Here is a 22,781-nt window from a genome sequence, read left to right as displayed (position 1 = left end):
GTCGGCTGAGTCCCCCCTTCAATGCTTATTAAGCAGAAAGGTCTTCTCTTTCAACGTCATACAGAATTAATGCGTTGGTTTCCGCCTCGTCTTGGTGCGTCTCCTATACTGATTCGCGCTGACAGACTCAACACAAACATTCGAGCGCCGTTGGTACAGCAGGCAGAGTGCTGACAGCGTCCCTTCCAGTCACTGTAAGGAGATCGAACATGGCAATCCGTATTGGCGACGAAGCACCGGATTTCACCGCCGAAAGCACCGAAGGCCCGCTCCACTTCCACGAGTGGATTGGCGACAAATGGGCCATCCTGTTCTCGCATCCTAAGGATTTCACCCCTGTCTGTACCACCGAACTCGGGTATATGGCCGGACTCAAGCCGGAGTTCGACAAACGCAACACCAAGATAGTCGGGCTCAGCGTCGACCCGGTCAGCGACCACCGGGCCTGGGTCGGCGACATCAAGGAGACCCAGGGCCATGCGGTCAACTATCCCATGATCGGCGACGAGAACCTGGTAGTGGCGAAGCTCTACGACATGATTCACCCGAATGCCGGTGGCGGCCCACGCATCGCCGTGGACAACGCCACGGTGCGTTCGGTGTTCATCGTCGGCCCGGACAAGAAGGTCAAGGCGATGCTGATCTACCCGATGAGTGCCGGGCGCAACTTCGACGAAGTGTTGCGCCTGCTCGATTCGCTGCAATTAAACGCCAAACACATGGTCGCCACCCCTGTGAACTGGCGGCCGGGCGAGGACGTCATCATTCCCACTTCGGTGTCCGACGAAGAGGCCAGGAAGAAATACCCGCAGGGCTTCAAGACGTTGAAGCCCTATCTGCGCACCGTGGCGCAGCCGAAGTAACATCAACCAGCAAGGGCTCAGTCACGATTGGAGAATGGATTATGTATCTGGGAAAGACTCTACGCCGGACGATATCGATTGGCGTGTTGATTGGGCTCACCCACCTGACTGCCGGCGCCGCGATGACGGTCACCTTGAAGCACGTCCATGGGCTCGCTTTCAGCCAGGATGGGCAACAGCTTTCCATCCCCAGCCATGACGGCCTGGCCCTGTACCGTGATGGCCACTGGAGCAAGGCACCTGGGCCTGAACACGACTACATGGGCTTTTCTGCCGGCCGTCAGGCGATCTATAGCAGTGGTCATCCGGCCAGTGGCAGTCCCCTGGTCAATCCTCTCGGGTTAATCAAGAGCAGTGACGGTGGCAATACCTGGCAGCCGCTTGGACTTCAAGGAGAGTCGGACTTTCATCTGTTATCCAGCGGTTTCGACAGCGGGGCTATCTACGTTTACAACACGCACCCGAACTCGAAAATGACCTCTCCTGGCTTGTATTACAGCCTGAACGACGGGGCCACCTGGCAGCATGCTGTGGCGCAAGGAATGGGGCCAGAGCCGAGCGCATTGGCGGTGCATCCCACTGACAGCAAAACCGTTGCTGTGGCTACCGGCAGTGGCCTGTTTTTATCGAGCGATGCCGGCGAGCACTTTCAGCCGGTTATCCAAAATGTTCAGGTGCCAAGCGTCAGCTTCAGCCTCGACGCAAAGAGCTTATGGTTCGGCAGCTATAACAAGGTAGCGCTGCTCTCGATCCTCGACCTGAAGACCCACGCGATCAGCGCCCTCGGTTTGCCACCCCTCAATCAGGATGCCGTCGCTTACCTGGCGCAGAGTCCGACCAATGCTCAGGAGTGGGCGATGGCGACGATCAAGCGTGACGTCTATCTCTCGCAAGACAACGGCAAGACCTGGAAAGCGATCGCACAGGCGGGGCAAACGTTGGAATAAGCCTCCTGAGCGGCGTACCACCTGGGCCTAGCCGGTCAGCGATGAGCAAGTCCCCGTTTATCTCCGGAAGTATCTCACTACCGCGAGGCCCAGCCTCGCGGTAGGTCTATTGGTCTGCGACTCCGGCAAAGAGGACGCAGTACCATTACGCAGTTAATGGGTGACACAGGGCTGTAGCGTGGTATGGCATTGAGTGTGCCAAATGCCAGGATGAATAATGTAAAACGACACCTAAAAGCCGATGCTAGTCTTGGTACATACGTCGGTATGGTCGGTGCTGTTTGCGACTCCAATGGAGTTGCCGGTTAAAAATGGGGGATTGAGCCAACACACTTCGTGGTGGCCGGGGGAATTCGCCGGCACTGTGCCGGCAGGATAGGGAATATGAGTAGCTCCCAAACTATTCACCCGATTTGGCTCCGGCTGACCCACTGGGTCAACGTCATCGCGGTGCTCATCCTGGTGATGAGCGGCTGGCGTATCTATAACGCCTCACCGATTTTTTTTCTTCCGGATTCCCGACAGCATCACTCTGGGTGGTTGGTTGGCGGATGCACTGCTTTGGCATTTTGCGGCGATGTGAATACTGTTCATCAACGGCACTATTTACCTTCTGCTCAATATTTTCTCCGGCCGCATCGCCTACAAGTTTTCCCGATACGCCCCGCCCGAAGTCTTTCATGATTTCCTGGCTGCCCTCAGGGGCAAGCTCGTCCATGCCGACTTGCGGCAATACAAGGCCCTGCAAAAGCTCGCCTACCTCTTTGTCGTGCTCGATCTCATTGTGCTGTTTCTGTCGGGCCTGGTGATCTGGAAGCCGGTGCAGTTTCCTCTGCTGAGGGAGCTGATGGGTGATTATGACTCAGCGCGCATCGTGCATTTTGTCTGCATGGCCTGCTGGTCGCTTTTACCGTGGTGCATCTGGTGATGGTGGCGCTCGTGCCGCACACACTGATTGCCATGCTGCGCTGACGCTAAACCATGATCAAAAAAATTATAAAAGACGGGCTTGATGAATCCGCCATCACCAAATCGGTGGCGCAGGAACTTGATTTGCCCGCGCGTAAACAATTTCTTCGCCCTGTCTGGACGCTGGGCGGGATTGCCTTGCTGACAGGCTGTCGCCTGGATGATCGCGACTCGGTGGAGTCCATGTTGAACATGGGTGTCACGCTTCAATGACAAATACAGGCGGCGCTGTTCGATCCGGGCAGGTTGGTACCGATCTACCCCGAGTCGATGATGACACGCCTGTTTCCCTTCAATACCTATTACGACCGCGACGGCATCCTGGACATCGACGGTGATGATTTCAAACTCAAGGTCGGCGGCCTGGTCCAGGATAAACACAGCTGGACCCTCGCCGAGCTGAACCAGTTGCCGCAAACCCGTCAGGTCACGCGGCTGATTTGCGTGGAGGGCTGGGGCCGTGCGAAACACACTGTGCGTTTTGCTGACAGGCTGGGGGCGTTCTTTCAGGAGTTCCTCTTTAACCCCAATGAGCCTTGCCCGCCGCCGCAAATGACGAAGTCATACGGCAAGCGGGCTCAGAAATTGCCACATTTGAACCACCGCGGTGATTACATTTCTGTCAGTTTGGGAGTGCGCCAAACTATTCAGCAATTAGCGTGATCGACTGCTTTGGCTTTGCTTTCTGCGACGGGGGATTGGGTACTTTGCTTTTGGGCAATTTGGTACGATTCCATTGAGTCCTTCCTGGCCGCTTCCATGCGTGCGAGTGTCCGGTCACCACCGCCTTCGGCCATCGCCAGAGAAGAAACGGTCAAGGCTGCGATGACAAGCAGGGTTTTCATGGATTTCATTTGGGTATCCTCGGATAAGATTTGGTTACCCCGTTGAATTCACATCAAGACGTGATTCGTGGGGGTTGAGCTCAAGACACGACGTAATCTTAAAACTCTCTCCCTGTCAGAAACCTTAGATGAATATTACAGTTGTGTCAGGTTACCACTTTCCTCTTAGACAGCAGACGGCTTAATCCGTAAGGTCTCGTACATCCAAGCAACATTGCAGCGTATTTAACCGTTTAAAAATTTACACATGACAACATTGTAAGCTTCCGGTCATTTTCAAAGAGGCTTGACGGCTTTTGAAAAGCTGGGCAGGATCTGAAGTTTGCCGACGTGGGCGTATTGCTTTTAACCTTGAGTGTTCGATATGTGTATTGCGTTGGGATTGGTAATTCCATAAAGGTGATTAGGCGTGAGTATTAATTTTGAAAAAGCCGTTGGTTCTGCGGAAAGAGCGTTAATCTATCACATCCAAAGAGCTGAGGTGCTGAGCAATAATATTGCTAACTCTGATACGCCCAACTTCAAGGCCCGCGACTTGGACTTTCCTGCTTTACTTGCAGAACAGTCAAAACGAGTGACGGCTACTCAGTTTTCTTTACAAACAACAAACCTAAAACATATTGCAGGGAACGGATCAGCAGGCGAAGATGGGAATGCTTTGCTTTACAGAACTCCAAATCAATCATCTCTTGACCAAAACACCGTGGTTCAGCAAGTCGAACTTGCGAAGTATACGGAAAATGAAATTCATTTCGAGGCAGCGTTCGCTCGACTAAATGGCGCATTTAAAGGCTTGATTAAGGTATTGCGCGGAGAGTAATGACCAAAAAGTCAATTCGACGTTGACCTTCCCTGCATTACGATCCACTGAAACTGTTGCCTTGTTATCCAGTGATTGAATGGCTTTAATGATTTTGCTAACGCAGTTGCTGCAACTAATGCCTGATACATCGTAACCGTCCGAGCTACACCGCCTTGCATATCAGACCTTGATCTCCTTTAAGGAAGGTCTGAAGTACCCAGCGATTTTTTTGATGCCTTCTCTGCATGAGGTTCAAAAAACGCTGATTCGGTCGAAAAGCAGACCTTTCCACTATTTAATTCATGATTTCCTCTAATCGCGCTGTTTCAGGGCGATTGGCCCGCATTACAGGCGCACCTCTCCTGCATTCAACAATCGTTTCGCACCATCCACAAGTTCGACAAGGCGAACATCGTCGTCTGTTGAGCGATGTTTTTCGTCTGACCACGAAAGCGCACTTTCGTATAGCCAAACTTGCGATTGATCACTCGAAATGGATGCTCAACCTGGGCTCTGACTTGCGCTTTCGCATACTCAATTCCGTAGCACACTGCCGATCACCGTGTCTTTGCCATGCTCTTTGTACGAACCGGGCCGTGCAGAAATCGACCAGATCATCTTGCGATCCTGGTGTTCCTGGCGCTTCTGCACCCCGGTATAACCGGCATCGCCACAGACGTGAACTTCTTCCCCCATGAAGCAGTTGATCCACTTGTGTCACGTCTGCCCCGTTGGCAGGCGTACCGACAACGCTATTAACCAAGCCCGAATCCGCATCTACGCCAATGTGGGATTTCAGTCGGGTAAAGCAGGAGTGTTACCACTCCTGCCTCCCCTAAGAACCGTACTTGAGAGTCAGCCCTCATACGGCTCAAGCCTTCCAGTAGCCTGAGTGAGACCGGGCTACCTGACAATGCGCTCTTCGGCGCTCAAGGTAAGACGTCCATGCCGGATCGAACGGGTTCGCTGCACTGCATATTTTGATATGCCGAACTATCGAAACACTGACTACAAGGCCGACCTCGAACAAGGTATGACCGAAATCGGCTGCATGGCCCATGCCCGTCACAAGTTCTTCGACCTGCATGATGCCAATAGTTCGAGGAGTCAGGTCCGCTTCATCGTTGTCGTCGAAGCAGGCACCTCGGCGCGGAACAAAGCAATGGCCGCAAACGCTAGAACCAGCTCAACAGCCGCGAAAACGGCCAGCGCCTGAGTGAATCCCTGCCGCAGCAATTCGCCGAACACCAGGCTGCCCAACCCGAAGCCGACGAAGAGCATGAAGACGTTGAGTCCCATCGCCTGGCCCGGTCGCTGCGCGCCGATCGACGTGACGAGTCCGGCGAACAACGGCTGGGTCATGTCGTAGCCGAGTGACAGCACCGTGATGGCCGCGGCGGCCGCGAAAAGCGGCATGTCGGCAACTAGGGCCGCCGCGGCGATCGCACCGAGCGCCAGTCCGAGCGGAATCAGCCTGCTGCGACCATATCGATCCGCCGCACGGCCAATGGCTGGTCCGAACAGAAATCCGGGAATGCCATAACCCAGCAGCGCGAGGCCGATCCCAACGGGTCCCAGTTCATAGTGGCGCTCCAGGTACAAGCCCAGCCAGGTGAATACACCAGAGTGAAAGATGGAGTTGACGAAGACGTATGTGTAGGTGCGCCTACCGCGCGCCGTGCTCAGGAGGTCGCGGTAGCCGCGAAACAGTGCGCCGAGGCCGCCGCCAACGCTCTGCAGCGCGTTGGCAATAATCTCGCGGTGGGGCAGCAGAATTATTAGCATCATGAGACCGATAGCGCCGACCGAAAGAAACAGCCCTTGCCACCCGACGTAGGGTTCGAGTAGCGCACCGAAAGTAGAGCCGAAGGCCATGCCGCCGGCCATCGCGCCGAAGATCCAACCCAGCGGGCGACCGCGTTGCTCATAGGAATAGAGCCTTGCGACGAGAACCAGCGCGAGCGGCACCACGCCGCTGGCGCCGAGACCGGTCAGCAGCCGCCACAGCACAAGCTCCTGAACCGAGCGAGCGGTGGCGGTCAACGCAGTCAGCACCGCGAACGCCAAGAGCGACGCGGCCATGATGCGCCACAGGCCCAGCCGGTCAGCCAACAGGCCATAGACGAGCGTCGCGATGCCGTAGGGAATCAGATAGGCGGGCACGATTAGGCCAATCTCTTGCGGAGAAACGCCGAACACCTCCGACAGCCGAGGGATAATCGGCGCCACCATGAACGCCTGGAAGAAGATGACGAATGTCGCCAGAGAGAGCATGCGAAGCACGCTTTCACGCGGATCGCCGCTGCGTTGTACTTGAGATGAATTCATGTGATTCGATGCCTATGTGAACGAGTAACTGCTTAGGAGTCCGTGCCATTGACGACTTCGGTTCACGCGTGCTGCACGACGTTGGCCATTGGCGGCGGTTTGCCGACGTTGAGGATCGCGTCGATGAACAGTGACGGGCAGCCCCACAGCGAATTGAAGAAGATCGCCGTGACGCTTACCGTCGTGACCCACACGGGATAGATCAGTCCGGATACAGCGTCGCCTGCAGGTTTTTCCGGGCCTTGGTGACATAGGCGCGTGCCACCGGCACCGCCGCCATTGCCACCGGGTTGAAGCTGAAGACCAAGCCTGCCAAGAACGCTGCGATGGCCGCCGCCAGACCGCCCTGCTGGACGAGTTGCAGCCACGATTCAGTGTCCATTCAGTTTCCCTGCGCGCGCCGTCAGCTCGGACACGAGCTGTTGAGCAGTCGGCAGCCTAGTGAACACGAGTGCCCCGTCAATCGCGACAGCCGGAACCGTGAGAACGCCCAGCTCCACCGCGTAGTCAATGTTCTTAACGATGTCGATCTCGCTCCAAACCGCACCGCCAGGAAACGCTGCGAGCACGGTATCCTTGAGGTCGCGCCTGGACGCGCTGCAGTTGCCGCATCCATCAGCATAAAAGACTTCGATCTTCATTGTTCAGTTTCCCTGGTCACATGATTCAGCGCATTCAGGATGGGGCAGTCATCAAGCGGGTGCGAGTCGTGGACGCAGTCGTTGATCAGCCGGTCGAGTTCGGCCGACATTGCTCTCATCAGTTTGATCTTGGCCTCCAGCGCCAGCTTCTTTTCGATGGCGAGCTTGCGAACATCGGAGCAGCAGGCCGACGCTTGTTGCGGAAGCGCCAGCAGTTCGCGAATCTCGGACAGCGTGAAGCCGCATTGCTGCGCTTGCCGGATGAAATGCACCCGTCGTGCCGCGTCCTGGGGGTAGAGACGGTAGCCGTTCTCGCCCTTTGCCGGAGGCGGAATCAAGCCCTCGCGCTCGTAATAGCGCAAGGTATTGGGGGTGGTGCCTGCAAGCGTTGCGAGTTTACCGATCGTGAGCATGGGAGGACTTGCTCCAAGCAGGGACAAGGAAAGTGTAAACCTTAGTCCTAAGGCCAAGGTCAAGTGCCGCGCGATGACCCTGTGGGTGGTGCTGTCTGGTACACCATCGCCCGGACGGCCAGATCGCAGTAGGCTTCGATCACCGCATCAGTCATAGCGGCGTCGGGCGGTGCGCAGGCCTCGATGGCGGACAGGACAATATCGGCCACCATCAAATCGTTCTGGCGAATCGCCTCTCTGTAGGCTCTCAACAGGAGCCTTTCAAGATAAGTCGTTCTCATGGTGAGTCCCTCGGTAGCACACACTGTCAAGGTAGTGGTTGCCACTGAGGGAAGGTCAAGTGGGGAAAACAGGACCATTTTTGGGTCACGGGTCGCTCTACCCATAAGTAGCGCATGACTAGACTGATCCGGACACACCACAGCCGAAGCTGCGCCTCACCCCCTTCGGGCCTTTCGAGAGCGGATGCGGCCAGTTCATCACACAGACTTAGAGCTGATAATCAGGAGCTAGCTCCACTAAAGGGCTCAGCTGCTCGTAAGTAGAGTTCAAGCAGGAACTTAAAGCTACGAGATCATCCTGTAGCCGCTCGGCTTCCTGCCAAATACTGTCCACATCGGCTGTGGGGATGGATAGAGGAGCACCCTCCAGCACCGTCAGTGCCATCGCGTGCAGGCGTAAGAGATCATCTCTAATGCTACCGATCCCTCCGATTTCAGCGAGGCAGGCATCCAGACGTTCGACCATCCGAAGCACTTGAGAGGTGTCGTAGCGCTCGCGCAAGGTTTCAAGAGCCTTGGCATCGACTTCCCCATAGGGCGTCACTCGAAACGAAGCAGGTGGAATGTGCATCAGTTCGTCTCCTCATGCCCACGAATCGAATCCGCAGCCTGCTGGAAAATGGAGTCCTTGATCCAGGGCTCCGGGGGGCGCTTGAGGCTGAGATTGAATTCTCCAAAGCGTTTGACGTTGCTGGTCAGGTATTGGCTGTTACTTCTTGGCGCAACTCACGGTTGCCGATCCATTTGAGCAGGAAAATTGTCCGGATTACACATCCCAGCTCCTGCGCTGCATGGTAGAGCTTGTTGCGCCGACTGTAAGAACCGAGTTTGCGCAGCAGCATTGGAGAAGATATTTTGCCAGCCTGAATCGACAGGGCCACCTGCATCAGATCCTGCCAATGGGTCTCTATCTGGCTCCAGTTGACGGTGTCCGTGAAGAGGCTGTTGATGTGCTTGTACTTTGCCGAGCGATCGGGCCGATACATGATCAGGTTGCGCCAGTTGCGGATGCGAGGCATTAGATTGATGCCCAGCAAATGGGTGAAGGCAAATACTGTGGCGGACTGGCCTTGAGTGTCTGAATAGGCTGTCCGCTCCAGAGAGGCCATGGAATTCTTCCCTCAAGAAAAAGCAAAAGCTTCAGCATAGACGGCTAAACTCGGGACGAGGAAAGGCAACACAGGAAAAAGTTAAACCTAAGCTATATCATAAGGTTACAGGACGAATGTCCTAATTTTCCTTTATCTCGGCATAACCCCCTGTCAGAACGAAGCGCGGTCAAGTGGAATGGCGGGGGCCCCGCCGAAGGTGGGTTCCGCGTCCGCAGGACCGCCGCAGGCGTATTCTGCTTGACGGTGCGCAGTGACCCCCAGTCTGCGCCGGTGTGTGTGGGATAGCTTCACCACCCCGCGCAACCGAGGCCTGGGCGACCCCAGCGCGTTGACAAGGGCCGCGCCCTTGGTGTTGCTTTGTTCTGCCGTCCAGGGGGCACCCCTGGCTGCCAGCGGCGATCCTAGTTCTGCTCAGCCAACACCTTGTTTCGGAATTCACCTGCGCGACTGATGGAAACGCCGGCGAGTTTCGCTAACAGGCCAATTGGGATGAGTCCGATCAAATGCTGGTACCGGGCCAGTTTTGAAACCCGCTGATATGGAGTCGCCCCTAAAAACTTCTGCCGCTGTTCTACAACGGCAAAGGGTACGCCCACGGCGCGGCTGATCTTCGCCGTTGACATCGATCCGAACAGAGATTCGTAACCGAGCCACGGACCGACATAGTTTTTTAGCCGGGGCGTTGCTGGTTCCTTGGGTAATGGTTTAGCAGGGGGACGGCCCAAAGTTTCACGCCAGTTTCGAACCGTTGTTTTTGAAACGCCTGCGAGATCGGCCACGTCCTGGTCATGCACGATGCCCAAGAGTGGCTTGTAGGGCCGCAACGGATGGTTGACCGGGAAACGCTTTGGCTTTGGGAGTGAGGGCGGTCCTGGCTTGGCCTTGACCCCTAAAGATTTGCGGTATTGATCAACGCTGTAGGCAGAAACCCCGCAAAGGCGCGCTACAGTGCGAGTTGATTCTATGCCCAACAAATGCCGGTAGGGCTCGATGGCAATTCTTACATTCCAAGCTTCGATATCGAATAGCTGACGCCGGTAACGAATTACGTTTTTTTTCGTACCGACAAGCTGAGCCAAGTCCTCGTCTCTCATGGTCCCCAGCTTGCAGTCATACCATCTGGCCTGGCCTATATTCTTCCAATCAGCCATAAAATCCTGTCATCTAAATGCGAAAGGTTCCGGCAATACCGGAACCCATATTCTCATCACAATTCAAAAAATCATCTACACGCCTGATTTACCTGCGCTCGCTCCGTCCAGGGCGGAACGCTGTTTGCGTTCCAGCGCCTTACCGTCCAACACCGTGCGCGGCTTGATGGACTCGTTACGTTGACGCTCTCGCGCCTGCTGCAATGACAGGGCTGTGGATTTGTCGTAACGGTTTGCAATGGCGGCAGGCAATCCGGCTATTGAGTCCGTATAGATGCGCGCTTCGTGTCTTGCCCGGCTGATGGCCACGTACCAAAGGTTTTGTGAAGTCGTCCGGCTTTTCGTGTTGATGGAGATCATCACTCGATCATTTGTAAGACCTTGGGCGCTGTGGACGGTAGCGGAATAGGCGTGCTCTAGATGCAATGGCCGATTAGTTGGGAGGGCAACTACCCGTTCTGGCGTGCCGTCTTTCTCTTTGAGGGATGCCAGCTCGATGACGCCATTGGCATTCCCAACAACCCGCATTCGGTCGCCGTTGGTGAGATCCAGTTTCTGATCATTGCGGGTGATCCGCACCAGATCGCCAACGGAAAATTCTGGTTTCTCAAGGTTGTACACGCTGAGCTTGGTCAGCTTCCGAGGATTAAACTCAACGCGGTTCCCGTTCTTGTCTTTTACCACCAGCACGTTTCCGGGCAGGGCCTGGTCAACGGTATACAGCTCCCCTCGGGACAGGCCAGCCCTTATGTAGTCCTTCTCGGGTTGTACGACCATTCCCTTTTTGTAGCTTGGTGCGTACCGGCGTTCGGCCTGTGTGGTGTCGACTCGGTTGAGCGTAGCCAGCTCTTTGCCCTTGCCTACAAGCCCAAGCGACTCCCTTGTCATGGTGTTGATCTGTTTGCGGTCCTTGTTCGTACCGGCGACGATCAATACCTCTTTACGTTCTTGCGGCGTCAACGACATGTAGTCACGAACGATGGCTTGGTGTCGTTGGCCAGGTTCCCGGAATTCTTCAACATGATTGACATGCTCAAGTGACTTTCCCGGGTTGCCATCAGCCGCATGCTGAACAGCAATTTTTAGTTCCTGGTTCTTCTGTCGCTGAATTTCCTTGATCCGCGCAGTTTGCATACCGTTTTGCTGCAACTGGGCGAAGGGTTTGCCAGCCTCGATAGCCTCTGTTTGTTTGGTGTCGCCCAGCTGGATCAGTCGGGCACCGGACTGCTCAATGAGTCGCATCAGCTGCTCCATCTGACGGGCACCGACTACACCAGCCTCATCGAGTACAACGATTGTCCGCTCATCCAGCTTCTTGTCTTTGGTATGGAAAAAACTAGCGAGTGTGTGAGCGTCCAGCCCTTCGTTTTTCAAAGCGGTTACTTGGTTGCCGTAGGGGGCCAAAGCGACGACACGAAAAGCCGCATCGGTCGTTGTCGACCGCTCGGTCATGGCGTTGTTGACTGACTCGATCAACTTAACAGCGCGATCAACTGAGTAAGTTTTGCCGGTACCGGCGTCGCCCTGGATGCCAACGAATCGGTTGCTCGTACTAACGATCACTTCCACGGCCTGATACTGGCCTGCAGATAGTGTTGAGCCCTCCAGTGCTTTTGCTACCTGCTCTTTGCTCAACAGCGGCGCGACTTGGCCACGTCCGCTGCGCTCGATGGCAAGAATCGCCTTTTCACGTTTCAACGCCCGCTGAGTGGTGTACCGTTTTTCAACTTCAACTAAAGAGCCACGGCTGATCGCCATCTTGACGTACTGCTGGGCTTCCTTTTCGCTCCAGCCCTTTTGCTCTTTCAGCAATGCGCGCCATCCTGCAGGTGACAGCGCGGCCCCCTCCGTACCAGTGGCCATCCTGTAGGATGGTGGCGACTCGATCAGTGATCCCTGTTTCACCAGACGCTTGATTTCATCGTCGACTTCGGATGGCGAAGCCAAGCCAACGGCGCGCCGTAGTGCAGCTGTGCGCAGATCTGACTCGCCGACAACCTGCTCACGTTCGGTCAGATGGTTTATGGCGTATTGCACCACTGCCTGGCCTGGGGTGATGCCTTCCGGCAGATTGTGTTCTGCATGGATGCTCTCTGAGCGCCTGCCGTACTCGCGGTTATCAAGCTGACTGCGGCCGCCGAACTCGATACCTAGATCTCTCGCCTTGGTGACCCAGTATTCCTTGACCAAATGACGGTCGCGCTCGTCTTTGCGTGGCCTGGTGGCCATCGCAATGATCTGCTTTTCCAAGGCCGTGGCGTTGCTCCGTGTTTTGCCGTCCTTGGCCAACGCTTCCTCGATCACCTTGGCCCGACTCGAAAACGCCTCGATCTGGTCCCTCGAAATATGGGCCAGCTCGAAATTCCCTTCTTTGTCTAAAACCCGGATTTCATAGCCCAGCTCGCGCAGCTCCTTGGCCAGCTCGCCCTTGTACATGGCGTCAATCTGCGGTTGGATCTTGAAAATATCGTCGTTGTGTATTGCTCGCCACTTACCATCCTCACGCCGTGTCGCGTTCATGACTACGGCGTGGGTGTGCAACTGAGGATCTTTGGCGCGGCTGAGTTCATGCCGAAATTTACCAATGATGAGATTGCCCGTTCGTTCGAGCATGGACTTGCCATGTTCTTTTCGGCGGGCCTGCGCCAGTTTCTCGACATGCTCCATCGCTTTGGTCACTGCGCGGTCGTGCGCCGCGACCACGTCCTTGTCACCGGCAATCAGAGCCTGCATCGAGACAGATTTTGGAGCTGAGAAGGTCAGATCCAAACCCATCCGGCGATTACCCGTTTCCTTATCAAAGGTCTTGGGCATCACTTCGCCGTTCGGAAGCTTGCCGTCAAAAAGCTTGGCCAGCTCCTTCTGGTCGATTGGCCCCTCCAGTCCTAGAAGCTCGGCGCCAATTCCCTGCCATTCACCGGGGGACTCTTTTGCGTAGTAATCGTCTGCAGCTGTGTAGTAGCCAGCTGCAGCGTACTGGTTGCTCCCCTTGATAGAGGTAACATTGAACATGGCTACCTCGTTACGCGGCTTGACCGGTGATCATGATTGCCTGGGCGCGCTCTTTGTAATCGATGTACGGCGTCTTCACCTTGGTGATCGGGAAGTCTTCACCGAATTTCACGTAGGCGACCAGATCTGGAAGGTTGGAGATTTCAGACGCCTGAACCACCGGCTCATCCCGCGTGACTTCCTCGGTCCTGGTCAACTTGCCCGCGGTGTAGGATTTCCGCCAGCGCTTCACATCGTGAGAGCCGAGGATTTCGCTGGCCATGCCTGCGTTCTTGGCGTTCGCTGCAGCGAGAATGACGTAGTTTCGGAAGCACGAAAGCAGCGTTTCCGCATCGTCACGGCCATAACTGGCGTTGAGTTGGGACCAATCCTGCAGACTGCCGACCATACGCAGACCATGTTTCCGCCCTTTGGTCGCCGCTGGAACAAAGCTTTCCAGCTTGCCGAGGGACTGCAGCTCGTCGAGGAACAGCCATAGCCGCTTGCCTGTCATGGGCTCAGAGCTGAGGATCGTTGCGCAGATGGTGTCAATCCACGTGGCCACCAGCGGTTTCATGGTGTCACGCATGTCCTCCCGCCAAGTGATGAACAGATTGCCGGCATTCGGATCGTTCACCCATTGATAAATGGAAAAATCGCCCTTGCTCATGTAGCGCAGGGGACGAATGTATTTGTTCATCATGAACTGGATGCTGGCGATTGCCTTCTCTGCGTTGTCGCGGAAGTAGCCCTCGGAGTCCGTGTTGGCCAGGAAAGCGCGGATGGTGTCGCCATCCTCCCGCACCAACAAATTCACCAACGTGTCTTGGTTCGGGTTGTTGGTTTCTTTCAGCTTGCGCATGGTGTCGGACAATACGTCGCGTGCGTACGCGCACCACTGTTCGTCACTCGGGTCGACCTGGGGTGGAATTATCGACTTGGCCATCCGGTTGAAGTCATGGATGCCCCGGATCTCATTGAAGATCGTCCAGCCAGCGGAGCGAGCGTCGAATGGGTTGAGAATGTAATCGCCTTTGAAACTGAATTTCGAATAGAACGTGCCGTTCGGGTCGACAACGGCCATCCGATCACCACGTTTCAACGCCGAGGCGATCATGCCTTCCATCGTCACGGACTTACCGGCACCGATAGAAGCGCAGATCATTGTGTTTCGATCTTCAAGGTGCAAAGGCATAGGCAGCTTGCCAATCATGATCGGATCAGACTTTCCAAGCCCCCGTTTTTTCCGCTCGCGATTGGTCTTCTCGTTGCGGCGGCGCACCTTTGCCTTGACCGTATGCCAGTTCTTTATCTCCGAGCCCCGCAGAAATTCTTGGTACTGCTCGCCCCGAAACCCATCGTCACAATACTCGTACAGGTAATAAACCAGCGAAGCGGCGACTGCTGAAGTGGCAATTGTGGCCCCCAGTACAATCGGGTTGTGCCAGCCGTTGTGAAGCGTTTCTTTGAACGCTGCTGGGAATGGCGTCAACGGCATCTGCGCCAAATAAACGCCTGCTGCCCATCCAGCGATCGGCAACCCGAAACCGGCTGTCATCACTGCAGAATCGACTTCTCTTTTATGCATTGTCCTCTCCTGATAGACGTTCGATGTCGCTGGCCAGCTCTGGCAACAGCGTACTGATCAACTGATCGGCATCGGCCAGATGGCTGAGTTCAGCACGCAATTGGTTGACCTTTCCCTGCTGCAAACTTTGGCGCAGCAAGTAGACGGCAATAGTCAAAAGGGTTCGATTTTCCGCCTGAGCCTGGCTGACGTTTTCGAGCAAACCAAGCATGCGTTGCTGATCTGCCCAGCTGTCCAAATCGGTCTGTCGGCCACCCGATTTCTCGCTGGCCAGAGCCCTGTCACGCACGAAGGTAGACAAGTGTTTGTAGCCCGCCAACGCCGCCGCTTGCTCTAGCCGAGCCTCTTGGTCGTCGTTCAAACGTATGGGAAGTGTCTTCGCCACGGTGGTCCTCGCTGAGCCATAAATGGGGCATATTCAGGCCTAACGATAACTGCCGAAACTGCGTATAGCAAATGTAATACATAAAAAGCTTGATTTTGCTGGTTTAAATTGTACTTTTGTAATACATATGTATAGCGCATAAAAAAATTGATTTTGCTCTGTAGGCCGCGCACAGCGCGGCTTTCACCTCCCGCTAGGGGGGTGCGTGTTGTGTATTGAGACTTTGACCCTGTTAAGGGGAAAAGTTGAAGCTCTTGTTAAGGGCGTATCCACTAGTCAGGCCGAAGGCCGTAGGGGGGTAGCACAGATGGTATGCAGAAAGGGTGCAAGAAGGGTGCTACAAGAGAGCAGGAAGAGTGCAACTTGACTACAGGTAGGGGGCGAGTAAGATGCACATAGAGTGCAATAGGGGTGCAGATAGGGTGCAAAATGGCCGACAAAGATCTAACGAATGCACTGATGGCGGTAGGGCCTGAGTCAAAGGCAGCGAAAATACGCCAGGTGATGCCATTGATTGAGCAACAACTGAGTGCGGGTGTACGTCGCCAAGTGATCCTGGATGTGTTGAAAGAACAGGGGATCGAACTGAGCATGGAGACGCTGAAAAGTTATCTATATCGGTATCGCAAAGCGCAACGACAAAACCCCGAGAAACAGACCAAAACGACAAGCCCAATGCCAAGCATGCAACCTGTGATTGAGCGAGAGGCACCAGAGAATGACGGAGGTGTATCGTACGGTACAGATGCAGACTCGAAGGTCAGCCAAACGGCCCCGTTGGGGCCGAGTGAGCTGAGCAAGATTATGAATCCTGGGGACGATCAGAACGCCTCAGATCTGGCCATGTATGAGAATGCAGGCCGTCGAAAAAGGACGCCAAAATGAAAATCGCAGTTGTCAATTTCAGCGGTAACACCGGCAAGACCACCTTGTCCGATTCGCTCCTGTCGCCACGCATGGGTGGCGTACGTTTCGCAGTAGAGACGATCAATGCCGGTGCATCGGATGATGCCGCCGAGATCGAGCGGCTCAAGGGTCGCCAGTTCGGTGAGTTGTCGGAAATTCTCATGACGGAAGACAACGCCGTGGTCGACGTTGGAGCATCCAACGTCGAGGATTTTTTCAAGTACATGGGCCAGTTTGCAGGATCGCACGAAGAATTCGATTTCTTCCTGGTGCCCACGGTATCCGAGAAAAAACAGCAAGCCGACACGATCAACACGATTAAGACGCTGGCCGCGCTGGGCGTTCCGCGCAGCCGGATTCTGGTGGTCTTCAACAAGGTCGAGATCGACGACGCGGACGACTTGCCGCACACCTTCGCAGCGCTGATGGGTTTCCACGAACTGGAGAAGAAATTCACGCTCAAGCGTGATGCGGTGATTTACTCGAACGAAGTGTTCGAACGCCTCCGGGCTTTGAAAACCAGCATCGCCGCTGTGGTGCAGGACACCACGGATTACCGCGAGCAACTGCGAGCCGCGCAAGATGACGCCGCAAAGGAACAGGCCAAACGGATGATCTCTGTGCAGCGCCTGGCAAAGTCGGCCTGGCAGAACCTCGATCAGGTGTACGCCACGCTCTTTGGAAAGGGGAAGTAAGCGATGGCCAAGGACGCTACGACAGCGCGTGAAGCGATGGTCGGGCAGATGATGGAAGATTTCGACGCGCTCGTCCGTCGTTTGGAACAGGTCGACGGCGAGTTGGCGGCGAAGATCTCCGAGGCCGTGCGCGATGGCTCGGGTAAGGCTCTGCTCCAGTCGCAGATGAACTTCGAATCCATGATGGAAAAGGAGCGCAATGCACTGATCCTTGCCGGGCGCGAAGCGGTCGCAAGGATCGGTAATGAGATAAACCGGAGTTCGGCCAATCTGATCACTGCGCAAGCGCAGCGCCGCGCCGTGGGATTTTGCGCAATGCTCATCGGCGCCGGTGTGGTCATCGGCGCACTTCTCATGGTTGTAGGTCAGCAGCTCGGACTGTTCGGTTGATCGAGGGGGTACGTCCCCCTTTTTTTGGGGTGTATCCTGTATCGTACGATACAGGATATGCTTTCCCACGAATTACACCCTCCCCGCCGCTGGTAATCAGGCTTTGGGGTTTTTCTCGCATGCGAGAAAGGAGTCCTTATGTCCGCAACGCCAAGTCAGCAGCTTTACGAAGAAATTGAAGGGGCCTACGACTGGTTCAATGAAAAGTTGTTCGGCGGGCAGTTGCCCGGCTGCATTTTCACCCTGCAGCGAAAAGCCAACACGTTTGGGTATTTCTCGCCGTCGCGTTTCCTGCTCCGGAACGGCGCGGGAAAAAGCGATGAGATTGCGCTCAACTGTGCGTACTTCGCGCATCGTCGGATTGATCAGACGCTTTCCACGCTTGCACATGAACAGGTTCATCAGTGGCAAGACCACTTCGGCACGCGATCACGAAGCGGCTACCACAACCGCGAGTGGGCCAACAAAATGAAGTCCATCGGACTGATGCCGTCCGATACAGGTGAGCCAGGTGGTAAGCAATGCGGCCAGCAGATGACGCACTACATCATTGATGGTGGGCCATTCGCTGTTGCATGCCAGGAACTGATTGAACAGGGCGGTATGCTTTCTTGGATTGACGTGGTTACCCAAAGGGTGGCCATGTCAGCGACCCAGCTTTATGGGCCTGATGGAAAACCCGTCGAACAGCCTGTGGCTGATCCGACGATAGACATACTGGCGCTAACCTCGGCGGGGTTGCTGACACCTGCCACAAACCCCGAGGATCCGAAGAACAAGCGCAAATACACATGCCCGAGCTGTCATTTGAATTTGTGGGGTAAGCCTGGTTTGAGCGGTCGCGTGCAATGCGTCGACTGCAAGGTGCTGTTCGTGGATTCAAAAGAACTGGTGGAAGTCCCTGCAGATCCATCACCCAGTTGAGCCGGTCGCAAATGTCTGACGTTTCAGAATGAACGTCAGTTGATTGCGGCTGGCCGCTGCCGGTCAGGCGACGTATGAGCTGCGGATCCAAGAGCGCAGCTCTTGGTCGCCGAAGGCTGCTTTTTCGCCGTTGGGCTCACGCATGAAAAATCGTCCAGCGAGCGAGGCCCAATAAAGGCCAGAGCGAGCGGTGCAGTTATCCACGGTCCAGGCGCGCTCTTTGCCTGGGCGGTGGGTAACTGCAGGACGATTTCCTGAGTCGTGCGCAGATCTAGGACGTGAGCCCAGCGGCGACCGGCCAGGTGGCCGGGGAAAATGGTTGCGGATCCAAGGGCGCAGCTCTTGGTCGCCGAAGGCTGCTTTTGCGCTGCAGGAGCTCACGCACGAAAAATCGTCCAGCGAGCGAGGCCCAACAAAGGCCAGAGCGAGCGGTGCAGTTGTCCACGGGCCGGGCGTGCTGTTTGCCCGGGCGGTGGGCAACTGCAGGACGATTTCCTGAGCCGGGCGCTGATCTAAGCCGTGAGTTGCTGCAGCGCCCGGCCGCAAGGCCGGATGGTTTTAGATCCACCGGGAGAAAATCACCTGTGCCGTTACAGAGCAAGCGGAGCGCGCAGGCCGAAGGCCGGAGGCGTGAGGATGGAAGCCCGAAGGGCCAAGACCTGGCGCGCTTTTGGCCAGGGCTTGGTTCACGACAGCCGCCCCCCGAAGGGGGCACGCACAGTAGGGGGGAATCAGGGAGTGGATCTAGGCGGGATTCTTGTTGGCTGCGGGGGCAACCTCTACCCACTGTTTGGCCCCGTTCGAATAATCACCACCTTCGGCAATAAACACTTGGCCATCTTCTAAAACCGCGTACACACCTGGTCGTTCATGGTTAGGGTCGCGCAGTTCGTTTTTCCAACAGAAGGCAGACCGCTCCCAAATACACACGATCCCTCCTGTTTGTTCCTCGTTCTTTTTTCGCCATTCACGGGCGATCATTCGAAGGTCAGAGATTGAGTGTTGCATGCGGCACCTCTTCACGAATCAGTGGAAATTGCGCTATGTGGCGGGTTGAGCCGAGGCCACATGTAGCGAACGATATAGCTCAAAAGTACGCACACAAACACGGCATACCAGAACCATTGCTCACGCAACAAAGCTCGGCGAAAGTCGATCATCGTCATGTTGTCGCCGGCAATGAAGAACGCGCACAGAGTGGAGCACAACGAAAAGCTGAATCCAGTAGCGACCACGCCGAACGCGAGGTGACTGGAAAACGGTTTACTCATAAACAACTCCTTGTAGAAATCTAACCCTGGGCTGGCAATGGAATTGCGGGGGGTGTTGGGGTTAGGCACGGCATCCGGGCCGGGTTTTTCGCAATCTCCGCGCAGTGACTTTCATAGTCGGCTTCGGCGCGATTCTTGGCGTATTTTTGTTGAATCCATCCGGCAACCAAAAAGATGGCCAACCCAACGAATAGGATTTTTTGGCGTCGTGATGTGGCTGTTTTCATTTCTGCAGGTTCCCCGTGTCGATCATTTCGTTTTAGGTTGGGGGTATGGTTTGGCCATTGCCTTGACTTGCTCGGCCAGCTCGGGCGGCAGCCACACCAGCACCGGCACCAGCTCACTGGCGCCCTGCTCGTCCAGGATTGCCCGAACGCGCTTCACAGCTGCGTGAACGGTCTGCTTAGACATGTCCCTAGCGTTGGCCACGTCTTGCGGGCGCTGGCCATCAACCAAGATGGCCTTGGCAATCTCTACCGTAGAGACCGCCAAGCGACGCGAGGCGAATACCGGCGATATTCTTTTCCAGTCCTCGGCGGTGTAAATCGACTGCATGTAGTAACTCCGTTTTTCAGTGGTCAATGATCCGTGGCCACCGCTGTGCGGATCCGGGAACGGATCTCGCTATGGGTAATGACCGGCAGACACAGGAACGACCAGCAATGACCGAAACAACGGGCATACACGCGCACCAAATCGCCGACCTCGGGGGCCTGCAGTATGAATGAATCGCCGGTGTCATCGGCGAAGTAGTCCAGCACCTGGCCATGACTGACCGCAAAATCAAAGCGTGCCTCAGTGATGCGCGCAGGCTTGGTGCCGTTGGCCGCTTCCTGTGCCTGCAGGAAAGCGGTTTGATCGTCAAGAACTGCGCCGGGGTGACGCACGCGAATCTCCGGCAACATTAGCCAGCTGCAGCGAGCGGCCCACATGTTGGGGCCAATCTCGCGGGCGTAGTCAATGATTGTGGTCTGACCTGGTACAAAGAAAACTTTCTGCATGGCGGCTTTCTCCTTGCGAGGTAGGCCGGGCGTGTAGCGCCCGGCCTGGACTTGTTAGGCGGCTTCGCGAATGTGCTGAGCCAGAACCCAAAGGGCGCGATTTAGCTTCACGTCCTGGTCAATGCCGGAGACGGCGCGGGTACTGGTGCGGCGACCTTGCTTGTTGAGACCTGCAAGCCCTCCCTTGATGGTGTTTTCCTGTACGCGGTTGAATGTGGTCCAGAGATCATCGGTGCGATCTTCACGGCGGCGAGGCATGAGCAGCTGTGAAGCTGTCACCGGCGCCGGGCCTTCGGCTGGGTCGTAGCGGTACGCTAATGCAGCCTCGGCGAAAGCGTGTTGCAGCTCGGGGCGAATCTGGATTTGCTTCATGGTTTCGCGCTGATCCTCGATCAGTGCGAATTGGTCCAGCACCTCATATGCCCCCTCGATGACTTCGCCGATCACGTCTTGACGACCGCTGTGACGGACTTTCTGATCCATCGCGGCTTCTCCTAGCACAAGACCGTTAGCGCACACAAAGCGGAAGCAACCGCCCATCATCTGGTAACTGCTGGTGCCGTCGTGGCTGTTGAGCAGGATGATTTCGTTGGCTTCCTTGTCCATGATGTTGGACGCATGGCGCAGACGGATCATGTGTTTGGTGTGCTGGATCTTGTCGGTGTTACGCACGCGGGTTTGGCATGCCATGAAGGGTTCAAACCCTTCTGCGCGAAGCGCGGTAAGCACGTCGACGGTAGGAATGTAGCGGTAGCGATCGGAGCGGCTGTCGTGCGCTTCGACGGCAAAAATGGACGGCGCTACACGCGCGATTTCGTCATTAGTCAAAGGGGTGTTGCTGCGAACCATGCAAGGGTTGCGGAAGCTGCTGGATAGACGCATTTTTGAATCTCCTTCGCGATTTGCCTGGGCGGTTGCCGCCGCTGGTTCCAGGCTGTCTTAGCGGTATTGCTTCGACGTAGAAATTATCGCAAAAGAACGGTTACGAGTCAACTATTAGTACAATCTAATTTTACTTATTTTTATATATAAATAAGCCCGGCGCTTGGCCGGGCTATCTCTTCGCAGACCGTCAAGGGTGAGTCAGAACGGAATCCCGTCATCCTCGGGGTCAAAATCGGGTTGCGGTTGCGGCGCCGATTGTTGGGGGGCCGGTTGTTGTGGCCGCTGTTGCTGCGGCCTTGGCGCCTGGTTGGTGCCGTCCTGGTTCTGCGGTCTGCCCCCCAGCAGCTGCATGGTGCCTTGCATGTCTACGACAATTTCTGTCGTGTAACGCTTGATACCGTCCTTCTCCCACTCGCGGGTTTGCAGCTTGCCTTCGATGTAGACCTGTGAGCCTTTGCGCAGATACTCGCCGGCAATCTCGGCCACCTTGCCGAACAGGGATACCCGGTGCCACTCTGTTTTTTCGACCTTCTGCCCGGTCTGCTTATCGGTCCATTGCTCACTGGTGGCCAAGCTCAAATTGGTCACGGCGTTACCGTTGGGAAGGTAACGAACCTCGGGATCCTGACCGCAAGTCCCTACTAGAATCACTTTGTTGACGCCACGGGCCATGATGGAAACTCCTTTTAGATGCCCCGGCTTACCGGGGCTGTGGGGTGGTTTTAGTATGCGTCGCCTTCGAAGCAACCACACGGGCACGTCATTTCATCAAGGCCGTGTTGGCAATAGCCGTTCTCGGCGTCCTCCTGTTCGCGTGCCGCATTTTCGCTCGCATTCATGTAGCCATATTCGCGGGCATACACAAAAACTTCCGCGAACTCGGGGGCTGTTTCGTCAGTGCCGAACTCGCCCTCGATACCCGCGCAAAAGAAGTTGTGAACGACAGTTTCGTAGGTCGAACCACGCTTACAGGCATACGAAAAAATATCGTCGACCTTGGCTTTCATTTCTTCAATGCTAGGGGCCTTTGGCCCGAAAATGCCCCGAGCAAAAGCCAGGAAATCATCAGCGGTCAGCCAGTTGTGAAAGATTGGGGCGGTGGCTTGAGACTGGGTATGAGTGTTCATTGAAAGCTCCTTCGCGATTTGCCTGGGCGGTTGCCGCCGCTGGTTCCAGGCTGTCTTAGCGGTATTGCTTCGACATAGAAATTATCGCAAATTCACCGAACCAAGTCAACTATTGGTCAAATCTAATTTGACCTCTCGTCGCAGTTCTCGCGTGCGAGAATTTATCGAAATCGCTTGCCAACGCCGCTCTGCCGGGCTGCTCAGAGGCCGAGCGTTGGGCGCGGGAAATAAACGCTTTTCAAAGCAGCAGCCGCAGGCTGCATCAA

At 55.6% G+C, this 22,781-nt stretch carries 30 protein-coding genes and 4 pseudogenes; 12 read left to right on the top strand and 22 right to left on the bottom strand.

The window, feature by feature from the left end; genetic code table 11:
• Window positions 1-209: 209 nt before the first annotated feature.
• The 5 genes and pseudogenes from AC1Q6I_RS26510 to AC1Q6I_RS26490 all read left to right on the top strand — a co-directional run bounded on the left by AC1Q6I_RS26510 (window position 210) and on the right by AC1Q6I_RS26490 (window position 3,442).
• Window positions 210-863: a peroxiredoxin gene (locus tag AC1Q6I_RS26510; protein WP_102605308.1), complete on the top strand. Its 654-nt coding sequence runs from the start codon at window positions 210-212 to the stop codon at window positions 861-863.
• 41 nt (window positions 864-904) lie between these two features.
• On the top strand, window positions 905-1,810 hold the full coding sequence (locus AC1Q6I_RS26505; RefSeq protein ID WP_102605307.1) for a F510_1955 family glycosylhydrolase: 906 nt from the start codon (window positions 905-907) through the stop codon (window positions 1,808-1,810).
• A gap of 384 nt (window positions 1,811-2,194) precedes the next feature.
• A pseudogene (locus AC1Q6I_RS26500) lies at window positions 2,195-2,782 on the top strand (cytochrome b/b6 domain-containing protein).
• 9 nt (window positions 2,783-2,791) lie between these two features.
• Complete coding sequence (locus AC1Q6I_RS26495; RefSeq protein WP_256579809.1) at window positions 2,792-2,992, top strand: hypothetical protein; 201 nt, start codon at window positions 2,792-2,794, stop codon at window positions 2,990-2,992.
• A gap of 60 nt (window positions 2,993-3,052) precedes the next feature.
• Entirely contained in the window at window positions 3,053-3,442 is a 390-nt protein-coding gene (locus tag AC1Q6I_RS26490) for a molybdopterin-dependent oxidoreductase (protein ID WP_256579808.1), read from the top strand.
• Here the strand turns inward: AC1Q6I_RS26490 and AC1Q6I_RS26485 are convergent.
• Complete coding sequence (locus AC1Q6I_RS26485; RefSeq protein ID WP_102605306.1) at window positions 3,427-3,633, bottom strand: co-regulatory protein PtrA N-terminal domain-containing protein; 207 nt, start codon at window positions 3,631-3,633, stop codon at window positions 3,427-3,429. The two genes, AC1Q6I_RS26490 and AC1Q6I_RS26485, sit on opposite strands and share 16 nt — an antisense overlap.
• A 400-nt stretch (window positions 3,634-4,033) precedes the next feature.
• Between AC1Q6I_RS26485 and flgB the strand changes: the two genes are divergently transcribed.
• Window positions 4,034-4,444, top strand: a complete 411-nt coding sequence (gene flgB / locus AC1Q6I_RS26480; RefSeq protein WP_102605305.1) for a flagellar basal body rod protein FlgB — start codon at window positions 4,034-4,036, stop codon at window positions 4,442-4,444.
• Here flgB and AC1Q6I_RS26475 read toward each other — a convergent pair.
• Together AC1Q6I_RS26475 and AC1Q6I_RS26470 are read right to left on the bottom strand one after the other, a co-directional pair.
• Window positions 4,397-4,564, bottom strand: a complete 168-nt coding sequence (locus tag AC1Q6I_RS26475; RefSeq protein WP_102605304.1) for a heavy-metal-associated domain-containing protein — start codon at window positions 4,562-4,564, stop codon at window positions 4,397-4,399. The genes flgB and AC1Q6I_RS26475 overlap by 48 nt on opposite strands.
• Window positions 4,565-4,771: 207 nt before the next feature.
• Window positions 4,772-5,225 (bottom strand): annotated as a pseudogene (locus AC1Q6I_RS26470) (transposase); the annotation flags it as partial.
• A 210-nt stretch (window positions 5,226-5,435) separates the two neighbouring features.
• On the opposite strand from AC1Q6I_RS26470, the pseudogene AC1Q6I_RS26465 reads away from it, so the two are divergent.
• Window positions 5,436-5,531: pseudogene (locus tag AC1Q6I_RS26465) on the top strand (IS66 family transposase); the annotation flags it as partial.
• Between the two features lie 2 nt (window positions 5,532-5,533).
• Here the strand turns inward: AC1Q6I_RS26465 and AC1Q6I_RS26460 are convergent.
• The 12 genes and pseudogenes from AC1Q6I_RS26460 to AC1Q6I_RS26405 form a co-directional block, all read right to left on the bottom strand.
• Window positions 5,534-6,754, bottom strand: a complete 1,221-nt coding sequence (locus AC1Q6I_RS26460) for an MFS transporter (protein WP_256579807.1) — start codon at window positions 6,752-6,754, stop codon at window positions 5,534-5,536.
• 62 nt (window positions 6,755-6,816) lie between these two features.
• A complete protein-coding gene (locus AC1Q6I_RS26455; RefSeq protein ID WP_256579806.1) occupies window positions 6,817-6,948 on the bottom strand; it encodes a hypothetical protein in 132 nt (43 codons plus the stop codon).
• A gap of 8 nt (window positions 6,949-6,956) precedes the next feature.
• Window positions 6,957-7,136, bottom strand: a complete 180-nt coding sequence (locus tag AC1Q6I_RS26450) for a hypothetical protein (RefSeq protein ID WP_173883033.1) — start codon at window positions 7,134-7,136, stop codon at window positions 6,957-6,959.
• Entirely contained in the window at window positions 7,126-7,395 is a 270-nt protein-coding gene (locus AC1Q6I_RS26445) for a thioredoxin family protein (RefSeq protein ID WP_102605300.1), read from the bottom strand. Before AC1Q6I_RS26445 ends, AC1Q6I_RS26450 begins: the two co-directional genes overlap by 11 nt.
• Complete coding sequence (locus tag AC1Q6I_RS26440) at window positions 7,392-7,808, bottom strand: heavy metal-responsive transcriptional regulator (RefSeq protein ID WP_102605299.1); 417 nt, start codon at window positions 7,806-7,808, stop codon at window positions 7,392-7,394. The genes AC1Q6I_RS26445 and AC1Q6I_RS26440 overlap by 4 nt, the downstream gene beginning before the upstream one ends.
• Window positions 7,809-7,867: 59 nt before the next feature.
• Window positions 7,868-8,089 (bottom strand): hypothetical protein, encoded by a 222-nt coding sequence (locus AC1Q6I_RS26435; RefSeq protein ID WP_146013718.1) that lies wholly within the window; start codon window positions 8,087-8,089, stop codon window positions 7,868-7,870.
• 208 nt (window positions 8,090-8,297) lie between these two features.
• Window positions 8,298-8,663, bottom strand: coding sequence for a Tn3 family transposase post-transcriptional regulator TnpC (gene tnpC / locus AC1Q6I_RS26430; protein WP_102605297.1), 366 nt, complete (start codon window positions 8,661-8,663; stop codon window positions 8,298-8,300).
• Window positions 8,660-9,180, bottom strand: a pseudogene (locus AC1Q6I_RS26425) (Tn3 family transposase); the annotation flags it as partial. The gene tnpC and the pseudogene AC1Q6I_RS26425, both read right to left, overlap by 4 nt.
• A 422-nt stretch (window positions 9,181-9,602) precedes the next feature.
• Window positions 9,603-10,352, bottom strand: a complete 750-nt coding sequence (locus AC1Q6I_RS26420) for a hypothetical protein (protein WP_219730591.1) — start codon at window positions 10,350-10,352, stop codon at window positions 9,603-9,605.
• A 75-nt stretch (window positions 10,353-10,427) separates the two neighbouring features.
• A complete protein-coding gene (gene mobF, locus AC1Q6I_RS26415) occupies window positions 10,428-13,364 on the bottom strand; it encodes a MobF family relaxase (RefSeq protein ID WP_102605296.1) in 2,937 nt (978 codons plus the stop codon).
• Between the two features lie 10 nt (window positions 13,365-13,374).
• Window positions 13,375-14,931 carry a type IV secretion system DNA-binding domain-containing protein gene (locus AC1Q6I_RS26410; protein WP_102605295.1) on the bottom strand — a complete coding sequence of 519 codons (1,557 nt, stop codon included), beginning with the start codon at window positions 14,929-14,931 and terminating at the stop codon, window positions 13,375-13,377.
• Window positions 14,924-15,316 (bottom strand): hypothetical protein, encoded by a 393-nt coding sequence (locus tag AC1Q6I_RS26405; RefSeq protein WP_256579805.1) that lies wholly within the window; start codon window positions 15,314-15,316, stop codon window positions 14,924-14,926. The genes AC1Q6I_RS26410 and AC1Q6I_RS26405 overlap by 8 nt, the downstream gene beginning before the upstream one ends.
• Window positions 15,317-15,745: 429 nt before the next feature.
• Here AC1Q6I_RS26405 and AC1Q6I_RS26400 point away from each other — a divergent pair, with 429 nt between their 5' ends.
• The 4 genes from AC1Q6I_RS26400 to AC1Q6I_RS26385 all read left to right on the top strand — a co-directional run bounded on the left by AC1Q6I_RS26400 (window position 15,746) and on the right by AC1Q6I_RS26385 (window position 18,231).
• Window positions 15,746-16,201 carry a TraD protein gene (locus tag AC1Q6I_RS26400; protein ID WP_102605294.1) on the top strand — a complete coding sequence of 152 codons (456 nt, stop codon included), beginning with the start codon at window positions 15,746-15,748 and terminating at the stop codon, window positions 16,199-16,201.
• Window positions 16,198-16,917, top strand: a complete 720-nt coding sequence (stbB, locus tag AC1Q6I_RS26395; RefSeq protein ID WP_102605293.1) for a StbB family protein — start codon at window positions 16,198-16,200, stop codon at window positions 16,915-16,917. Before AC1Q6I_RS26400 ends, stbB begins: the two co-directional genes overlap by 4 nt.
• Window positions 16,918-16,920: 3 nt before the next feature.
• On the top strand, window positions 16,921-17,307 hold the full coding sequence (locus AC1Q6I_RS26390) for a hypothetical protein (RefSeq protein WP_102605292.1): 387 nt from the start codon (window positions 16,921-16,923) through the stop codon (window positions 17,305-17,307).
• Between the two features lie 138 nt (window positions 17,308-17,445).
• A complete protein-coding gene (locus AC1Q6I_RS26385; RefSeq protein ID WP_102605291.1) occupies window positions 17,446-18,231 on the top strand; it encodes a SprT-like domain-containing protein in 786 nt (261 codons plus the stop codon).
• A gap of 744 nt (window positions 18,232-18,975) precedes the next feature.
• On the opposite strand, the gene AC1Q6I_RS26380 is transcribed toward AC1Q6I_RS26385, so the two are convergent.
• The 7 genes from AC1Q6I_RS26380 to AC1Q6I_RS26350 all read right to left on the bottom strand — a co-directional run bounded on the left by AC1Q6I_RS26380 (window position 18,976) and on the right by AC1Q6I_RS26350 (window position 22,515).
• Complete coding sequence (locus AC1Q6I_RS26380) at window positions 18,976-19,239, bottom strand: antirestriction protein ArdR (RefSeq protein ID WP_102605290.1); 264 nt, start codon at window positions 19,237-19,239, stop codon at window positions 18,976-18,978.
• Between the two features lie 11 nt (window positions 19,240-19,250).
• Window positions 19,251-19,502: a hypothetical protein gene (locus AC1Q6I_RS26375; protein ID WP_102605289.1), complete on the bottom strand. Its 252-nt coding sequence runs from the start codon at window positions 19,500-19,502 to the stop codon at window positions 19,251-19,253.
• 249 nt (window positions 19,503-19,751) lie between these two features.
• Window positions 19,752-20,057, bottom strand: a complete 306-nt coding sequence (locus tag AC1Q6I_RS26370; protein WP_102605288.1) for a TrfB-related DNA-binding protein — start codon at window positions 20,055-20,057, stop codon at window positions 19,752-19,754.
• A 23-nt stretch (window positions 20,058-20,080) separates the two neighbouring features.
• Window positions 20,081-20,503 carry a hypothetical protein gene (locus AC1Q6I_RS26365; RefSeq protein WP_102605287.1) on the bottom strand — a complete coding sequence of 141 codons (423 nt, stop codon included), beginning with the start codon at window positions 20,501-20,503 and terminating at the stop codon, window positions 20,081-20,083.
• 54 nt (window positions 20,504-20,557) lie between these two features.
• The gene (locus AC1Q6I_RS26360; RefSeq protein WP_102605286.1) at window positions 20,558-21,385 is read right to left on the bottom strand and encodes a DUF932 domain-containing protein; all 828 of its coding nucleotides are present in this window, start codon (window positions 21,383-21,385) and stop codon (window positions 20,558-20,560) included.
• Window positions 21,386-21,586: 201 nt separating this feature from the next.
• Window positions 21,587-22,060, bottom strand: coding sequence for a single-stranded DNA-binding protein (locus tag AC1Q6I_RS26355; protein WP_102606538.1), 474 nt, complete (start codon window positions 22,058-22,060; stop codon window positions 21,587-21,589).
• 50 nt (window positions 22,061-22,110) lie between these two features.
• Window positions 22,111-22,515, bottom strand: coding sequence for a hypothetical protein (locus AC1Q6I_RS26350; protein WP_102606537.1), 405 nt, complete (start codon window positions 22,513-22,515; stop codon window positions 22,111-22,113).
• On the opposite strand from AC1Q6I_RS26350, the gene AC1Q6I_RS26345 reads away from it, so the two are divergent.
• Window positions 22,508-22,781: hypothetical protein (locus tag AC1Q6I_RS26345; RefSeq protein WP_218274072.1), on the top strand; the 274-nt coding region annotated here is incomplete at its 3' end. The two genes, AC1Q6I_RS26350 and AC1Q6I_RS26345, sit on opposite strands and share 8 nt — an antisense overlap.

The organism is Pseudomonas sp. MPR-R2A5, assembly GCF_058793055.1.
Note: the sequence above shows the minus strand (reverse complement) of the source record. Positions and strands in the feature narration are given on the sequence as shown.

What these genes read in the sequence shown, in the direction of transcription:
- AC1Q6I_RS26510 (WP_102605308.1), top strand. Translation starts at nt 210, where the DNA reads ATGGCAATCCGTATTGGCGACGAAGCACCGGATTTCACCGCCGAAAGC.
- AC1Q6I_RS26505 (WP_102605307.1), top strand. Translation starts at nt 905, where the DNA reads ATGTATCTGGGAAAGACTCTACGCCGGACGATATCGATTGGCGTGTTG.
- AC1Q6I_RS26495 (WP_256579809.1), top strand. Translation starts at nt 2,792, where the DNA reads ATGATCAAAAAAATTATAAAAGACGGGCTTGATGAATCCGCCATCACC.
- AC1Q6I_RS26490 (WP_256579808.1), top strand. Translation starts at nt 3,053, where the DNA reads ATGACACGCCTGTTTCCCTTCAATACCTATTACGACCGCGACGGCATC.
- AC1Q6I_RS26485 (WP_102605306.1), bottom strand. Translation starts at nt 3,633, where the DNA reads ATGAAATCCATGAAAACCCTGCTTGTCATCGCAGCCTTGACCGTTTCT.
- AC1Q6I_RS26460 (WP_256579807.1), bottom strand. Translation starts at nt 6,754, where the DNA reads ATGAATTCATCTCAAGTACAACGCAGCGGCGATCCGCGTGAAAGCGTG.
- AC1Q6I_RS26450 (WP_173883033.1), bottom strand. Translation starts at nt 7,136, where the DNA reads ATGGACACTGAATCGTGGCTGCAACTCGTCCAGCAGGGCGGTCTGGCG.
- AC1Q6I_RS26445 (WP_102605300.1), bottom strand. Translation starts at nt 7,395, where the DNA reads ATGAAGATCGAAGTCTTTTATGCTGATGGATGCGGCAACTGCAGCGCG.
- AC1Q6I_RS26440 (WP_102605299.1), bottom strand. Translation starts at nt 7,808, where the DNA reads ATGCTCACGATCGGTAAACTCGCAACGCTTGCAGGCACCACCCCCAAT.
- AC1Q6I_RS26435 (WP_146013718.1), bottom strand. Translation starts at nt 8,089, where the DNA reads ATGAGAACGACTTATCTTGAAAGGCTCCTGTTGAGAGCCTACAGAGAG.
- AC1Q6I_RS26420 (WP_219730591.1), bottom strand. Translation starts at nt 10,352, where the DNA reads ATGGCTGATTGGAAGAATATAGGCCAGGCCAGATGGTATGACTGCAAG.
- mobF (WP_102605296.1), bottom strand. Translation starts at nt 13,364, where the DNA reads ATGTTCAATGTTACCTCTATCAAGGGGAGCAACCAGTACGCTGCAGCT.
- AC1Q6I_RS26410 (WP_102605295.1), bottom strand. Translation starts at nt 14,931, where the DNA reads ATGCATAAAAGAGAAGTCGATTCTGCAGTGATGACAGCCGGTTTCGGG.
- AC1Q6I_RS26400 (WP_102605294.1), top strand. Translation starts at nt 15,746, where the DNA reads ATGGCCGACAAAGATCTAACGAATGCACTGATGGCGGTAGGGCCTGAG.
- stbB (WP_102605293.1), top strand. Translation starts at nt 16,198, where the DNA reads ATGAAAATCGCAGTTGTCAATTTCAGCGGTAACACCGGCAAGACCACC.
- AC1Q6I_RS26390 (WP_102605292.1), top strand. Translation starts at nt 16,921, where the DNA reads ATGGCCAAGGACGCTACGACAGCGCGTGAAGCGATGGTCGGGCAGATG.
- AC1Q6I_RS26385 (WP_102605291.1), top strand. Translation starts at nt 17,446, where the DNA reads ATGTCCGCAACGCCAAGTCAGCAGCTTTACGAAGAAATTGAAGGGGCC.
- AC1Q6I_RS26380 (WP_102605290.1), bottom strand. Translation starts at nt 19,239, where the DNA reads ATGCAACACTCAATCTCTGACCTTCGAATGATCGCCCGTGAATGGCGA.
- AC1Q6I_RS26375 (WP_102605289.1), bottom strand. Translation starts at nt 19,502, where the DNA reads ATGAGTAAACCGTTTTCCAGTCACCTCGCGTTCGGCGTGGTCGCTACT.
- AC1Q6I_RS26370 (WP_102605288.1), bottom strand. Translation starts at nt 20,057, where the DNA reads ATGCAGTCGATTTACACCGCCGAGGACTGGAAAAGAATATCGCCGGTA.
- AC1Q6I_RS26365 (WP_102605287.1), bottom strand. Translation starts at nt 20,503, where the DNA reads ATGCAGAAAGTTTTCTTTGTACCAGGTCAGACCACAATCATTGACTAC.
- AC1Q6I_RS26360 (WP_102605286.1), bottom strand. Translation starts at nt 21,385, where the DNA reads ATGCGTCTATCCAGCAGCTTCCGCAACCCTTGCATGGTTCGCAGCAAC.
- AC1Q6I_RS26355 (WP_102606538.1), bottom strand. Translation starts at nt 22,060, where the DNA reads ATGGCCCGTGGCGTCAACAAAGTGATTCTAGTAGGGACTTGCGGTCAG.
- AC1Q6I_RS26350 (WP_102606537.1), bottom strand. Translation starts at nt 22,515, where the DNA reads ATGAACACTCATACCCAGTCTCAAGCCACCGCCCCAATCTTTCACAAC.